We start from the raw sequence: 12,815 nt of genomic DNA, 5'->3' as shown, positions 1-12,815 counted from the left end.
AACGTTCGCATCGATTCTTCCGTTTACGCTGGGCGGCAGCGGCGTGCGAAAATACGACATCGCTTATTGGAAGATGCTATGCAGCAAAAAAAGATGACGCTGAAGGGCCTGGCAGAGATCCTGGGCGTGCACACCTCCACGGTCGGCCGCGTGATGGACCCGGAAACGCGGCACATGGTGGGCGAGGAGGTGGCGCAGCGGGTGCTCAGGGAAGCGGCCAGGCATGGCTACCGGCCCAACAAGATGGCGGCGGCGCTGCGCACGCGGCGCTCCAACATCGTCGGCGTGATGCTGCCCGACATCACCAACCCGGTATTTCCGCCCATCCTGCTGGGCATCGAGGACGAGCTGCGCAAGCACGGCTATGTGGCGCTGGTGACCAATGCCGGCGAAGACCCGGAACAGCAGCGCTTCGTGGTCGACCAGCTGCTGGCGCGCCAGGTGGACGCGCTGATACTGGCCACCGCTACGCGCGACGATCCGGTCATCGGCCACTGCCTGGAGGCCGGGGTGGCGCTGGTGACCGTCAACCGCAGCGAGGACCGGGGCCGCGTATCGAGCGTGGTGAACGACGAGTATGCCGGCATGCGGCTGGCGGTGGAGCACCTGCTGGCGCTCGGCCACAGCCGCATCGTGCACCTGGTGGGGCCGCAGACGCTGTCCACCGGCCACCTGCGCCGCGAGGGCTACGAACTGGCGCTGGCGGCGCACGGCGTGGCGCGCGCCGACATGTGGCTGTTCGACTGCAGCGCCTACACGCGCGAGGCGGGACGCGCCGGCTGCCTGGCGGCGCTGGAGCGCTACCCGCAGGCGACCGCCATCCTGGCCGGCAACGACCTGCTGGCGCTGGGCTGCTACGACGCGCTGCGCGAGCGCGGCCTGCGCTGCCCGGAGGACGTGTCGGTGGTGGGCCACAACGACATGCCCTTTGTCGACATGGTCAATCCGCCGCTGACCACCATACGCATCGGCCACCACGCCATGGGCGTGCAGGCGGCCCAGCTGGTGCTGCGCCGGCTGAAGGAGGAGAAGGACGAGCAGGGCGGCGGCCAGGTGGAAATCCGGTTGAAACCGGAACTGGTGGTGCGCAATTCGACAACAGTTCCGCGCAAGGCGTAAATTGCGATATGATACGGTTTTTAACTGTATATATATCCAGTAAAGCGAGCGCCCATGACTGACGATATCCTTCTTTCCGACGACGAACAAGACGCCCTGGTGCAGGAAGACCGCCTGTGGCAAGCCAACGGCTGGACCGCGCGCGTGATCAAGAACGACGAAGACGAGGGCTGGGCCGTGGCCATGATCAAGGACGGCGAGCCGGAGCCGGCGCTGGTGGGGCCGTGGACCATGGGGCGCGACAAGAAAAACCCCAAGCCGCTCGACATCAACGCCTTCAACACCCTGGTCAAGACCGCCAACGAGGTGCTGCGCCGCCACGAGCAGCAGCTGCACGCGCAGTTGCACAAGAGCGTGCGCGTCAACACCGAGGGCGCCGCCTACATCACCGTCAACTTCGACATCACGCCGGACGAGGACGAGCCGTACGCCACCCTGACCGCGTTCGACCCCTACGGCGAAGAACTGGCCCAGGTGCGCGCGCTGCCGACCTTCAAGCTCAGTGTGGCCAGCGCCACAGCGTGGATAGAAAGCGGCTACCGCCGGCCCGGCTGAACTGGTACCATTCCTATGCTAACTTGCTCATAGGAAAATCGATGGAAAGCCGTCTCAGCCGCCTGGAAGCCGTACAAAGCATCCTGCTCGAAATCGGGCAGAAGTCGAGCACGTGCACCGACATCGCCGAATTCGTCCAGGCCGTGCACGAGGCGCTGGGCCGCATCATGTACACGGCCAATTTCTACGTGGCGCTGAGCGATGAAGGCCGTCCCAACTCGGTGCGCTTCGTGTATTTCGTCGACGAGGTGGACGAGGCGCCGGACCGCAGCGAAGTGGTGGAGCTGGCCTCGCCGGAGCAGTCGCCGACCGCCTGGGTGATCCTGAACCGCCAGCGCCTGATCATGACTGCCGAGGAGCACAACTCGCGCGGCGTGGACGGCAGCACCTGGGGCCTGGGCACCACCGCCGAGCACTGGATGGGCTGTCCGCTGGTGGACCACAACCACCAGGTGCTGGGCGCCATGGTGATCCAGAGCTATGACAAGCAGCACACCTTCAACGAGGAAGACCAGGCGCTGTTCCAGCTGATCGCCAACCACGTGTCGGGCGCGCTGCAGGGGCTGCAGAGCATGGACCGGCTGGAGCGCGCGGTACACGAGCGCACCGCCGCGCTGGAATACGAAGTGGCCGAACGGCGCCGCGCGGAAAACCTGCAGCGCGCGCTGTACGAGATCGCCAGCCTGTCCGGCGGCGCCTGGGACCGCGCCACCATGTACCAGCGCCTGCACCAGGCCATCAGCGAAGTGCTGACCGTGCGCAATTTCCTGATCGCGCTTTACCACCCCAGCAACAACGAGATCACGGTACCCTACTTCGTCGACGAGAAAGACCCGACGGCGCCGTGCACCAGCTTCTCCTACGGCGTGGGCATGACCTCCTACATCCTCAAGCAGCGCCAGCCGGTGCTGCTGGACCGCGAGGGCTACCTGGCGCTGATGGCGTCGGGCGACGTGGAGCGGCCGCTGGGCAACGAGGACATCGTCAGCTGGATGGGCGCGCCTATCCTGCTGAACGACTACGCCTACGGCGTGCTGGTGGTGCAGAGCTACGACGAGGACATGATTTACTCGCAGTCCGACCTGGACGTGCTGGCCTTCATGGCCAGCCATGTGGCGGTGGTGATCTCGCGCCTGCAGGCCGACCGCGCCATCCGCCGCGCCAAGACCGCGCTGGAAGAGCAGAACGCGGCGCTGAACACGGCGCTGACGCAACTGCAGACCGCGCAGGGCGAGCTGGTGCGGCAGGAAAAGCTGGCCTCGCTGGGCCGCCTGGTGGCCGGCGTGGCGCACGAGATCAATACCCCGCTGGGCATCTGCGTGACCGCCACCAGCCACCTGGTGCAGGAATTGAAATTGACCAAGGAAGACCTGGCCAGCGGCGCGCTGGACGAGGAGGGCTTGAACCAGTTCTTCGACATTGTCGACCAGACGCTGCGCATCATGACCACCAACACCCAGCGCGCGGCCGCGCTGGTGCGCAGTTTCAAGCAGGTGGCGGTGGACCAGTCGTCCGACAATGTGCGCAGCTTCAACCTGCGCAAATACCTGGACGAAGTGCTGCTGTCGCTGCAGCCCAAGCTGAAGGGCAAACCCATCGAGGTGCAGGTGGACTGCCCGCCGGACATCCAGATGGAAAGTTTCCCGGGCGCGGTGTCGCAGATCGTCACCAACATGGTGGTCAACTCGCTGGTGCACGGCTTTGGCGACGGCCAGTCCGGTTCGATCAAGATCAAGGGCCGGATCGAAGGCGAGCATGTGCACTTCGACTACAGCGACGACGGCATCGGCATGGACCAGGGCACCTTGAGCCAGCTGTTCGACCCCTTCTTCACCACCAAGCGCGGCTCCGGCGGCAGCGGGCTGGGCGCCCACATCCTGTATAACCTGGTGACCGGACCACTGGGCGGCACCATCAAAGTGGTCAGCGCCCCCAACATGGGCCTGCACTACAACCTGCGCTTCCCGCGCGTCCAGCACGGCAAGCCCCAGGTTTAAATACCTGGCGAAGGGGCGGTGCCAGCCCAGCGAGGGGCAGCTGAGGGACCTCGCCGGCGGTGCGCGGCAGGCGAAAGAAAACCGGCGGCAGCCGGTTTCCGCAGGGCGGGCCGGCTTAGTCCGGGAAGCGCTCGTTGATGGCCAGCGCCTTGTCGATGTTGTTGATCAGGTGCTCGACATAGACCGGGTCCAGGTGCTGGCCGGCCACTTCGCGCAAATGGCTCACCACTTGCTCCACCGGCCAGGCGTCCTTGTAGCAGCGCTTGTGCATCAGCGCGTCGAACACGTCGGCCACGGCCACGATGCGGGCGTACAGGTGGATGTTCTCGCCCCGCAGGCCCTGCGGATAGCCGCTGCCGTCGAATTTCTCGTGGTGCTGGTGCGCGATCACGGCGGCCGCCTTCAGGATCGGCCGCTGCGAGCCGTCCAGGATGGACAGGCCCACCGCCGGGTGCTGCTTCATGATTTCCCACTCCGCCGCGTCCAGCTTGCCCGGCTTGAGCAGCACCGCGTCCGGCGTGGCGATCTTGCCGATGTCGTGCATCGGCGCGGCGTGCCGCAGCACGGCCACTTCGTCGTCCGGCATGCCGCTGGCCACGGCCAGCAAATGGCACACTTCGGACATGCGCCGCACGTGGTTGCCGGCTTCGTTCGAGCGCGATTCCACCACGTCGCCCAGGCGCAGGATCAGCTCGGCCTGGGTGTCGGTGATTTCCTGGGTCAGCAGGATATTGTCGAAGGCGATCGCCACGCCGGAGCAGAACACTTCCAGCAGCTTGGTGTCGATCTCGGAAATTTCTTCCACGCCCTTGAGCACCAGCAGCGACGCCTTGCCGCTGCTGTTGGGGAAGTAGCCGACATAGGTGTCGCCCTGCACCTTGGAAATGCGGTTGCTCTTGGCGTCGTCCAGCTGGGCCAGCAGTTCGGGCGTCAGGATGTTTTCCTCGTCGCCGATCTTGGCCAGGATTTCGTATTCGTTCTCGCCGCTGATGGCGGTGGCCGCGCGCAGGCGCAGCAGCATGCTGTTTTCCAGGCGCAGCAGCGCCACCACTTGCTGCAGCAGGCCGTTGGCGAAGTCCTTCAGGTTGCGCTGCTGGAAGATATGGGCCGAGGCGGCAATCACGCGCTCCAGGCCTTCGCGGTAGTTCAGCTGGGCGATGCGGGCCTCCTCCACCTTCATGATGTCGCGGTAGGCGCGCAGCGCGGCGAAGGTGGTGGTGAACAGCTTGGTGCGGTCCAGCTCGGTTTTTTCCTTGTAGTCGTTGATGTCGTAATTGACGATCACGCGCTCTTCCGGGGCCTGGCCCGGCTGGCCGGTGCGCAGCACGATGCGGGTGAACTGGTTGTCCAGTTCCTGGCGCATCCAGCGCGCCACTTCCAGGCCGCTGTCCTCCTGTTCCATCACCACGTCCAGGAACACCAGCGCGATGTCCTGCTCGCGCGCCAGCACTTCCTTGGCCTCGGCGCCGCTGTAGGCGTGCACAAAGCTGAGTGCACGGCCGTCGAGGCGGAAGCGGCTCAGCGTGAGCTTGGTGACGTCGTGGATATCGGGTTCGTCATCGACCAGCAGAACTTTCCATGGCGCAAGCTTGGGCGACGGTGAGGACAAAAAAGACATAAGGCGTATTTCCGCAAAAAGACACTTGTATGCGCAATTTTTAGGCGCACTCTTTTGATTGTAGTCCCACAGCCAGTGGATTAACAACAGGCAATAAAAATTACACGTAAGCTTAACAACAATCGAGCAACTGCGGCAAATTTTTATACACTTTTTGACAACGTTCGCAATAGAAGCTGCGCCGCCTGGTGCGCCCCAGATGCCCCTTTGTCAAAGGGTTCTTGCACTTGGGACACATCTTTTTCGTATGCACCAGCCAGTGCTTTTTCAGTTCACAGGCTTGCTTCCAGGCCTTGAATTCGAAACTGTACTCCCGCGCCTGTTTGACGAGCGCACGCAGCTTTGCCGGCGGCAGCGCGCCCACCTCGGACAGCGGGTGTATGCGCACACGAAACAGTACTTCGTTTTTGATGATATTCCCCACGCCGGAGAAAATATTCTGGTCCAGCAAGGCGTCGCAGGCCAGCATGGCGGGCGCGGCGCGCAGCTTTTTCAGCGCCAGGGCCGGCTGCCACCGGTCCGACATGACGTCGGCGCGCCAGTCGTACAGCGCGTCCAGGCCGCCCTCCCGTCCAGTCTCGAGTGCTGCACCGAGCACGCGTAGAAGTTGAACTCGCCGCCGCCCTGGAATTGCAGGCTCAGGCGCGGCATCGCGTCCTTGCGCGCATTGATGCGGTAGCTGCCGAACAGCAGGAAATGGATCCTCAGCACCAGCTCCGGCAATTCGATCAGGAAGTGCTTGCCCCAGCTGTGCAGGGCCAGCACGGGCTGGCCGACCAGGCGGGCGTAGTCGACCGCCTTGCTGTTGCCGCCGGCGGCGGCGATGCTGCGGCCGCTGAAAGCGGCCGCTTCTTCCCTCAGGATGACGATGGATGGACCTTCGGGCATGGCGCCTCCCGCATGCGATGGCCCAGTGTGCGTGAAGTCCCGCCGCGTCCGCCGTGCGCTGACGCACCATGCAAGTCACAATGTTGTCATTTTCCTTGCATAGAATGGCCGGCGTCGCAGCCCCTCCACTCTAAAAGACAAGAACCATGAACAGCAAAGACCGCGTGCCAGCTTCCATCGATCCAGACGACATTGGCTACAACGATACCCCGAACGAACATTTCAGCACCGTGCTGGAGCAGCGTATCAGCCGCCGCAGCCTGCTGCGCGGCGGCGCCGCCAGCGCCGCCACGGTGGTGCTCGGTTCCATGGGCTTGAGCGCCTGCGGCAGCGACAACATCGTCTCGCCCACCGTGCCCGATCCGGTGATCCCGCCGCCGCCGGCTGAAAAGCTGCTCGGCTTCACCGCCGTGGCCAAGAGCCTGGCCGACGTCGTCACCGTGCCGGTTGGCTACACCGCCAGCGTGCTGTACGCGCTGGGCGATCCGCTGACCGCCAGCGCCACCGCCTTCAAGAACGACGGCACCGACGCCGACTTCGAAAACCGCGCCGGCGACCACCACGACGGCATGGAATTCTTCGGCCTGAGCGCCGACGGCAAGCCGTCCGCCAGCGCCGTCGAGCGCGGCATCCTGGCCGTCAACCACGAGGCGACCACCAACCAGCAGCTGTCGTCCTTTTTCATCCACGCCAACGGCGGCACCAACACGCTGCCGCGCCCGGCCGCCGAAGTGGACCGCGAAACCGCGCTGCACGGCCTGTCCATGGTCGAAGTGCGCAAGACCGGCGGCAAGTGGGAATACGTCAAGGATTCGGCCTTCAACCGCCGCGTCACCTGCCTGACCGAATGCGAGATTTCCGGCCCGGCGCGCGGCAACGCGCTGCTGGTGACCAAGTACTCCAAGGACGCCACCAAGACGCGCGGCACGCTGAACAACTGCGGCACCGGCAAGACCCCATGGGGCAGCTTCGTGTCCGGTGAAGAAAACTGGTCCGGCTACTTCGTGCGCGGCGCGGCCGACAATGCCGCGCGCGGCAACGACAAGAGCGTGGCCTCGCTGAACCGCTACGGCCGCAGCCAGGGCGCCGCTTCGCGCCACGCCTGGGAAACCGGCGGCGCCGACGACAAGTACGCGCGCTGGAACAACAGCAAGCTGGGCGCGTCCGCCGACGGCAGCGACGACTACCGCAATGAAATGAACGGCATGGGCTACATTGTCGAAGCCGATCCGTACAACAAGGCCAAGGCCGTCAGGAAGCGCACCGCGCTGGGCCGCTACGCGCATGAAAGCGCCGCCTTCGGCAAAGTGGTGGCCGGCCAGCCGCTGGCAGTCTACATGGGCGACGACTCGCGCAACGAGTACATCTTCAAGTTCGTCTCCAGCGCCGTCTGGAGCGCGGCCGACGCCAACCCGGCCGACATGCTGGCCACCGGCGACAAATACCTCGATTCGGGCAAGCTGTACGTGGCCAAGTTCGCCGCCGACGGTTCCGGCAGCTGGATCGAGCTGTCCATCAGCAACCCGGCCATCGCCGCCTACGCCGGCTACAAGTTCGCCGACCAGGCCGACGTACTGATCAACGCCCGCCTGGCTGGCGACGCGGTCGGCGCCACCAAGATGGACCGTCCTGAATGGTGCTCGGTCAACCCGGCCAACGGCGAGGTGTACTTCTCGCTGACCAACAACAGCAACCGCAACGTCAACCCGACCGGTTCGTCGGCGCTGGCGCCGGACAGCGCCAATCCACGCGCCTACACCGACATGAAGGGCACTGCGTCGCAGAACGGCAACCCGAACGGCCACATCCTGCGCGTGAAGGAAGCGCTGGCCGGCTCCACCGCGCTGAGCTTCACCTGGGACGTGTACCTGTTCGGCGCCGAAAGCGGCGCCGACGCGGGCAAGGTCAACCTGTCGAGCCTGACTTCGGACCAGGACTTCTCCAGCCCGGACGGCCTGGCCTTCAGCCCGTCCACCGGCATCTGCTGGATCCAGACCGACGACGGCGCCTATACCGACGTGACCAACTGCATGATGCTGGCCGGCCTGCCGGGCCAGGTGGGCGACGGCAAGAAAGTCACGCTGAGCTACCCGACCACCGGCGGCGGCACGCTGGCCGTGGACACCTACGTCGGCAAGGCGGCCACCGCCGACACGCTGAAGCGCTTCCTGGTCGGCCCGGTCGACTGCGAACTGACCGGCATCTGCGAAACGCCGGACGGCAAGGCGCTGTTCGTCAACATCCAGCATCCGGGCGAAGGCACCAGCCAGGCCAACCTGGCCGACCCGAGCAAGTACACCAGCCAGTGGCCGGCCAGCGCCGGCTACGGCGCCGGCAAGCGTCCGCGTTCGGCCACCATCGTCATCACCAAAAATGACGGCGGCCGCATCGGCAGCTAAGCGCTAACTGGCCGTAAAAAAGGCCGGCGCCAGCGATGGCGCCGGCCTTTTGTATTAATCGTAAGAAATCATTTCAAGGCGGGGCAAGGCGGCGCAAACGGAGTATATTGAAACGATCCGCTATGCTCTATGTGAAAGGAATCATCATGCGTGCATTCCGTTATACCGCCGCCGCCGTGCTGGCGGCCCTGGCCGCGCTGGCCAGCGGCGGCGCCCTGGCCGGCGCCACCGTCACCTATGTCGAACCCGAGAAGTTCCCGGACATGCCGTTCTCGCCGATCGACCGCGAGCGCGTGCTGGAAGACCTGAGCGCGCACTTCGCCGAGCTGGGCAAGCTGCTGCCCGCCGGGCAGGAACTGAAGGTGGAAGTGACCGACCTGGACCTGGCCGGCCGCATCGACATGAGCCGCCGCGGCGCCAATGAAATCCGCGTCATGCGCGGCATGGCCGACTGGCCGCGCATGGAACTGCGCTACACGCTGGAAGAGGGCGGCAAGGTGCTGCGCAGCGGCGACGCCAAGCTGTCCGACATGAACTATATGGACCGCGCCCGCATGGCCACCGCCAACGAGCCGCTGCGCTATGAAAAGCAGATGCTGGACGACTGGTTCAGCAAGACCTTCGGCGTGAAGGTGCGCGGCGCGCGCGGCTGAGCCTGCAATGCTTAGTCCAGCCAGTTTACCCGGGGGAACTTCGCCAGGAAGTCCTCCGGCATCGGCACCACCTGGCTGCTCTTGTAGTTAAAGAAGACGAAACCCGACTTGGCCATCGCCACCAGCGCCTGGTCCAGCGGGCGCGTGATGCGGAAGGTAATGTCGCCGCCGTATTTATTGAAGTCCATCACGCCCACCTCGAACAGCAAATGGTCGCGCGCATGGGCTTCGGCCTTGTAGGTGGTGGCCAGGTCGGTGACGATGATGCCGTTGCCGTCGCCCTCCGTCTCGCGCACGCCGAACTCGTACAGGAAGCGCGCGCGTGCCTCCGAGATCATGGAGATCATCGAATCGTTGCCCAGATGGTTGGCGCCGTTGATGTCGGTGACGCGTACGGTCAGCTGGGTGGAAAAGTAAAACTGGTCTTCCGGGAATTCAAGTTTCAGGCGGGCCATGGCGAAATAAGCGAAATGAGCGGGAGGGCGGGTTGCAATCCCCGCCATTTTACCTCGCGCCGCCTCAGCGGCGGACGATGCGGTATACCTGGCCGCCGCCGGCCAGCACGTACAGCTCGCCCTGCGCGTCCTGTCCGAACGACAGCACATTGCCTGGATTGTCCACCGCCCATTCCTGCGCCGCGCTGACCGTGCCGTTGCGGTAGACCAAGCTTTTCAGGTAACCCTTGCAGTAGTCCGAATAGAAATAGGTGCCCGCCAGTTCGGGGATGGCCGCGCCCCGGTACACATAGCCGCCGGTGATCGAGCAGCCGTTCACGTCGCTGGCGCCGTGCAGGTATTCAAATACCGGCAGGGTCAGGCCGGCCCGGTCGCAGCTGGCGGCGTTGTAGCAGGCCGTGCCTTCCATGATGTTCCAGCCGTAGTTCTGGCCGCCCTGCGTGGCCGCCACCGCGTTCACTTCCTCGCGCTGTTCCTGGCCCACGTCGGCGATGTACAGCAGGCCGTCGGCGCGGTCGAACGAGAAGCGCCACGGGTTGCGCAGCCCGGCAGCCCAGATTTCGCCGCGCCGTCCCGCCTGGCCCGCGTAGGGGTTGCCGGACGGGATGCCGTAAGTCTGGCCGGGCACGATGATGCCCACGTCCAGCCGCAGCAGCTTGCCCAGCAGCGAGCCGAGGTTCTGGGCATTGCGCTGCGGATCGCCACCGCCGCCGCCGTCGCCGGTGCCGATGTACAGGTAGCCGTCCGGCCCGAAGGCCAGCTGGCCGCCGTTGTGGTTGCTGAATTCGCGGTGCGGGATGGTGATGACGCGGCCCGCCGTGGCGGGATCGGCCAGGTTGGCGTTGTTGGCCGACACCTTCATGCGGTCCACGGCAATGTCGCCGTTGAGGTCGGTGTAATAGAGGAAGAAGCTGCCGTTCTGCGCGTATTGCGGGTGGAACGCCATCGACAGCAGGCCGCGCTCGCCGGTGGTGCTGGTGCGGCTGCTGATATCGAGGAAGGGCGTGGCCAGCAGCGTACCGTTGGCGATAATGCGGATGCGGCCCGGGCGTTCGACCACGAACAGGCGGTTGTCGCCGGCCGGCGCGGTCAGGTACAGCGGCTGCGCCAGCCCGCTGGCCACGCTCTGCAAGGCCAGCTGCACGGTGGCCGGCGGCGTGGGCGGCGGCGTCACGGGAGGCGCGGTGACCGGGGGCGGCGCCGGCACCAGCGGCGCGCTGACGCTGCCGCCGCCGCCGCCGCCGCCACACGCGGCCAGGCCCGCCAGGGCCAAGGACAGAACCAGCATTCTCAGCGCAGTCGATCGCATGGCAGCCTCCATATCCGTGGCAGCCATTGTAGCGGGCCGGCGCGGCCGGCGGCGCGCAGCACGGCGCTGCTTCAGGCGGTACCGGCGCTGCCTTTGCGGCGCGTCAATGCGGGCCCATTTTGCGCATGTACTGCTCGAGATAGGACTTGAACTGCTGGCCGGCAAAGGCGGCGCTGGCTGCCTTGTTGAAGCGCGCGATGGCAGCCGCGTCGGCCCGCGCCGAATACGCCCTGCAGCGGCGCCGGCACCGTGGTGCCGCCCACCCAGCCGAGCTCCATGCCGGCCAGCTGCTGCAGCGACTGCACTCCGTTCAGCGGCGCATCCCGGCGCACGGCCAGGTGCGGCTGCGTGCGCAGATAGGACCAGTTGAACATTGCCACCTCCGGCAGGTGGTCATAGCGTTCGCTGGTCACCAGCAGGATGTCGATGGCGCCGTTTTTCAGGCGCTCGATGGCGCGCCCGGCGCGCCCGTGATGATGGGCGCCACCACGAAGCCGCCCACGCGCAAGGGGCCGGCGGCGGCCGGCGGCGGCAGCAATGCCGCGAGGAATAGGAGTTTCCGTAAGGACATTGCATGATGTTAGCGCAGCGTCAGCCCATCCCTGCCTTTTGCCATAAGACGGCGCAGCGCAACAGGACTAGCATGGCTTGGCAGCGTGCTCGCTGCGCACCCCCACCATTTTGCTAAGGACCGACATCATGCTTGGACTTACACCGCTGGGCGCCGTCCACACTGCCATCAGCCTGGTCGCAGTCGCGGCCGGCCTGATCGCCTTCTGGCGCGACAAAGGCATCACCCCCGCCAACCTGCTGGGCCAGGTTTACATCTGGACCACCGTGCTCACCTGTTTAACCGGCTTCGGCATCTTCGAGCGCGGCGGTTTCGGCAAGCCCCACGCGCTGGGCGTGCTGACTTTGCTGGTGCTGGGCCTGGCCTGGCTGGCCGCGCGCGGCAGCCTGTTCGGCGCCCGGTCCGCCGCCGTGATGACGGTCAGCTACTCGCTGACCTTCTTTTTCCACATGATTCCGGCCATGACGGAAACGGCGGTGCGCCTGCCGGTGGGCAAGCCGCTGGCCGACAGCCCGGAAGCCGAATGGCTGAAAGTGGCCGCCGGCATTTTGTTCCTGGTGTTCCTGATCGGCGCCACGCTGCAGCTGCGCCGGCTGCGCCGGGCGCCGGGCGGCGAGGCGGCGCCGCGCTACGACAGGCCGGGTGGCGCGGTGGATTCCAATATGTAAGCAAGACCGTTCTGTGTCACCATGGGGCTGCCCGCAAGGGCAGACCATGGTGAAGGATGCCGGCACCCTGGCAGCGTAGCTGGGGTCGGCCGCCGGCCTGCCGGCGCTGCCGAAACGGCGGCGTGCCCGGCCAGCGGCGCCAGCCTGCGCACCATGCTCAGGGAGTGTTGAGCTGCCTCTACATCATGCCGGCGGCGACATAGCCGGCCGTCATGGCCACCACCAGCAGCGCGCCGACCGGCGTCGGCGGCGACGGGGAGGGGATGTCGAACCAGCGGCATACGCCGCCAACGGCCAGCCCCAGCAGGGCGCCTATGAAGAGCGGGCTCATTGGTTCGCCTCCTCCTGGCCGCGCTCCAGCGCGTGGCCGCCGCAGTGCTGCTTGTTCTGCGCCGGCTGGCGGGCCTGGCTGCCGGCCAGGTAGCGGTCCACCAGCCAGTAGCCGCTGCTCATGGCGAACACCAGCAGCGCGCCGCTGAGCACCGGCGGCGACGCGGCCGGAATGCCGAACAGCTTGCAGCCGGCGCCCACCACAAAGGACAGCACCAGGCCCAGCCCGATTTTCGTGTAGTTCATGGCCGCC

Annotated in this window: 15 protein-coding genes; 6 read left to right on the top strand and 9 right to left on the bottom strand. The window is 65.8% G+C overall.

Annotated elements, in window-relative coordinates; all coding sequences use genetic code 11:
- The first annotated feature begins 78 nt into the window (after window positions 1–78).
- From ASD15_RS27435 to ASD15_RS27425, 3 genes are read left to right on the top strand one after another with little or no spacing between them, the layout of a single operon-like run.
- Window positions 79–1,119 (top strand): LacI family DNA-binding transcriptional regulator, encoded by a 1,041-nt coding sequence (locus tag ASD15_RS27435; protein ID WP_057158209.1) that lies wholly within the window; start codon window positions 79–81, stop codon window positions 1,117–1,119.
- Window positions 1,120–1,173: 54 nt separating this feature from the next.
- Window positions 1,174–1,674, top strand: coding sequence for a hypothetical protein (locus ASD15_RS27430; protein ID WP_057158208.1), 501 nt, complete (start codon window positions 1,174–1,176; stop codon window positions 1,672–1,674).
- Window positions 1,675–1,715: 41 nt separating this feature from the next.
- Window positions 1,716–3,671 (top strand): GAF domain-containing protein, encoded by a 1,956-nt coding sequence (locus ASD15_RS27425; RefSeq protein ID WP_057158207.1) that lies wholly within the window; start codon window positions 1,716–1,718, stop codon window positions 3,669–3,671.
- Window positions 3,672–3,786: 115 nt separating this feature from the next.
- On the opposite strand, the gene ASD15_RS27420 is transcribed toward ASD15_RS27425, so the two are convergent.
- From ASD15_RS27420 to ASD15_RS33440, 3 genes are all read right to left on the bottom strand, one after another.
- Window positions 3,787–5,289, bottom strand: a complete 1,503-nt coding sequence (locus ASD15_RS27420; RefSeq protein ID WP_057158206.1) for an HD domain-containing phosphohydrolase — start codon at window positions 5,287–5,289, stop codon at window positions 3,787–3,789.
- A gap of 112 nt (window positions 5,290–5,401) precedes the next feature.
- Window positions 5,402–5,815, bottom strand: coding sequence for a hypothetical protein (locus ASD15_RS33445; RefSeq protein ID WP_229418365.1), 414 nt, complete (start codon window positions 5,813–5,815; stop codon window positions 5,402–5,404).
- On the bottom strand, window positions 5,782–6,177 hold the full coding sequence (locus ASD15_RS33440) for a DNA-formamidopyrimidine glycosylase family protein (protein ID WP_229418364.1): 396 nt from the start codon (window positions 6,175–6,177) through the stop codon (window positions 5,782–5,784). Before ASD15_RS33440 ends, ASD15_RS33445 begins: the two co-directional genes overlap by 34 nt.
- A gap of 146 nt (window positions 6,178–6,323) precedes the next feature.
- Between ASD15_RS33440 and ASD15_RS27410 the strand changes: the two genes are divergently transcribed.
- Both ASD15_RS27410 and ASD15_RS27405 read left to right on the top strand, forming a co-directional pair.
- On the top strand, window positions 6,324–8,576 hold the full coding sequence (locus ASD15_RS27410; protein ID WP_057158205.1) for a PhoX family phosphatase: 2,253 nt from the start codon (window positions 6,324–6,326) through the stop codon (window positions 8,574–8,576).
- 146 nt (window positions 8,577–8,722) lie between these two features.
- Window positions 8,723–9,229 (top strand): DUF3016 domain-containing protein, encoded by a 507-nt coding sequence (locus ASD15_RS27405; RefSeq protein WP_057158365.1) that lies wholly within the window; start codon window positions 8,723–8,725, stop codon window positions 9,227–9,229.
- An 11-nt stretch (window positions 9,230–9,240) separates the two neighbouring features.
- On the opposite strand, the gene ASD15_RS27400 is transcribed toward ASD15_RS27405, so the two are convergent.
- The 4 genes from ASD15_RS27400 to ASD15_RS33590 all read right to left on the bottom strand — a co-directional run bounded on the left by ASD15_RS27400 (window position 9,241) and on the right by ASD15_RS33590 (window position 11,564).
- Entirely contained in the window at window positions 9,241–9,684 is a 444-nt protein-coding gene (locus tag ASD15_RS27400; protein ID WP_057158204.1) for a thioesterase family protein, read from the bottom strand.
- A gap of 64 nt (window positions 9,685–9,748) precedes the next feature.
- Window positions 9,749–10,993 carry a sorbosone dehydrogenase family protein gene (locus ASD15_RS27395; RefSeq protein WP_082552193.1) on the bottom strand — a complete coding sequence of 415 codons (1,245 nt, stop codon included), beginning with the start codon at window positions 10,991–10,993 and terminating at the stop codon, window positions 9,749–9,751.
- A gap of 71 nt (window positions 10,994–11,064) precedes the next feature.
- Window positions 11,065–11,367 carry a hypothetical protein gene (locus ASD15_RS27390; RefSeq protein ID WP_229418363.1) on the bottom strand — a complete coding sequence of 101 codons (303 nt, stop codon included), beginning with the start codon at window positions 11,365–11,367 and terminating at the stop codon, window positions 11,065–11,067.
- A 65-nt stretch (window positions 11,368–11,432) separates the two neighbouring features.
- A complete protein-coding gene (locus tag ASD15_RS33590; RefSeq protein ID WP_267877841.1) occupies window positions 11,433–11,564 on the bottom strand; it encodes a hypothetical protein in 132 nt (43 codons plus the stop codon).
- A 128-nt stretch (window positions 11,565–11,692) separates the two neighbouring features.
- Between ASD15_RS33590 and ASD15_RS27385 the strand changes: the two genes are divergently transcribed.
- Window positions 11,693–12,232, top strand: a complete 540-nt coding sequence (locus tag ASD15_RS27385; protein WP_057158201.1) for a hypothetical protein — start codon at window positions 11,693–11,695, stop codon at window positions 12,230–12,232.
- Between the two features lie 178 nt (window positions 12,233–12,410).
- On the opposite strand, the gene ASD15_RS27380 is transcribed toward ASD15_RS27385, so the two are convergent.
- Together ASD15_RS27380 and ASD15_RS27375 are read right to left on the bottom strand one after the other, a co-directional pair.
- A complete protein-coding gene (locus ASD15_RS27380) occupies window positions 12,411–12,563 on the bottom strand; it encodes a DUF1427 family protein (protein ID WP_057158200.1) in 153 nt (50 codons plus the stop codon).
- On the bottom strand, window positions 12,560–12,808 hold the full coding sequence (locus tag ASD15_RS27375; protein ID WP_057158199.1) for a DUF1427 family protein: 249 nt from the start codon (window positions 12,806–12,808) through the stop codon (window positions 12,560–12,562). The genes ASD15_RS27380 and ASD15_RS27375 overlap by 4 nt, the downstream gene beginning before the upstream one ends.
- Window positions 12,809–12,815 lie beyond the last annotated feature (7 nt).

The sequence above is a fragment of the Massilia sp. Root351 genome (genome assembly GCF_001425045.1).
Taxonomy (GTDB): domain Bacteria; phylum Pseudomonadota; class Gammaproteobacteria; order Burkholderiales; family Burkholderiaceae_D; genus Rugamonas.
This window is presented reverse-complemented; position numbering and strand designations above follow the sequence as displayed.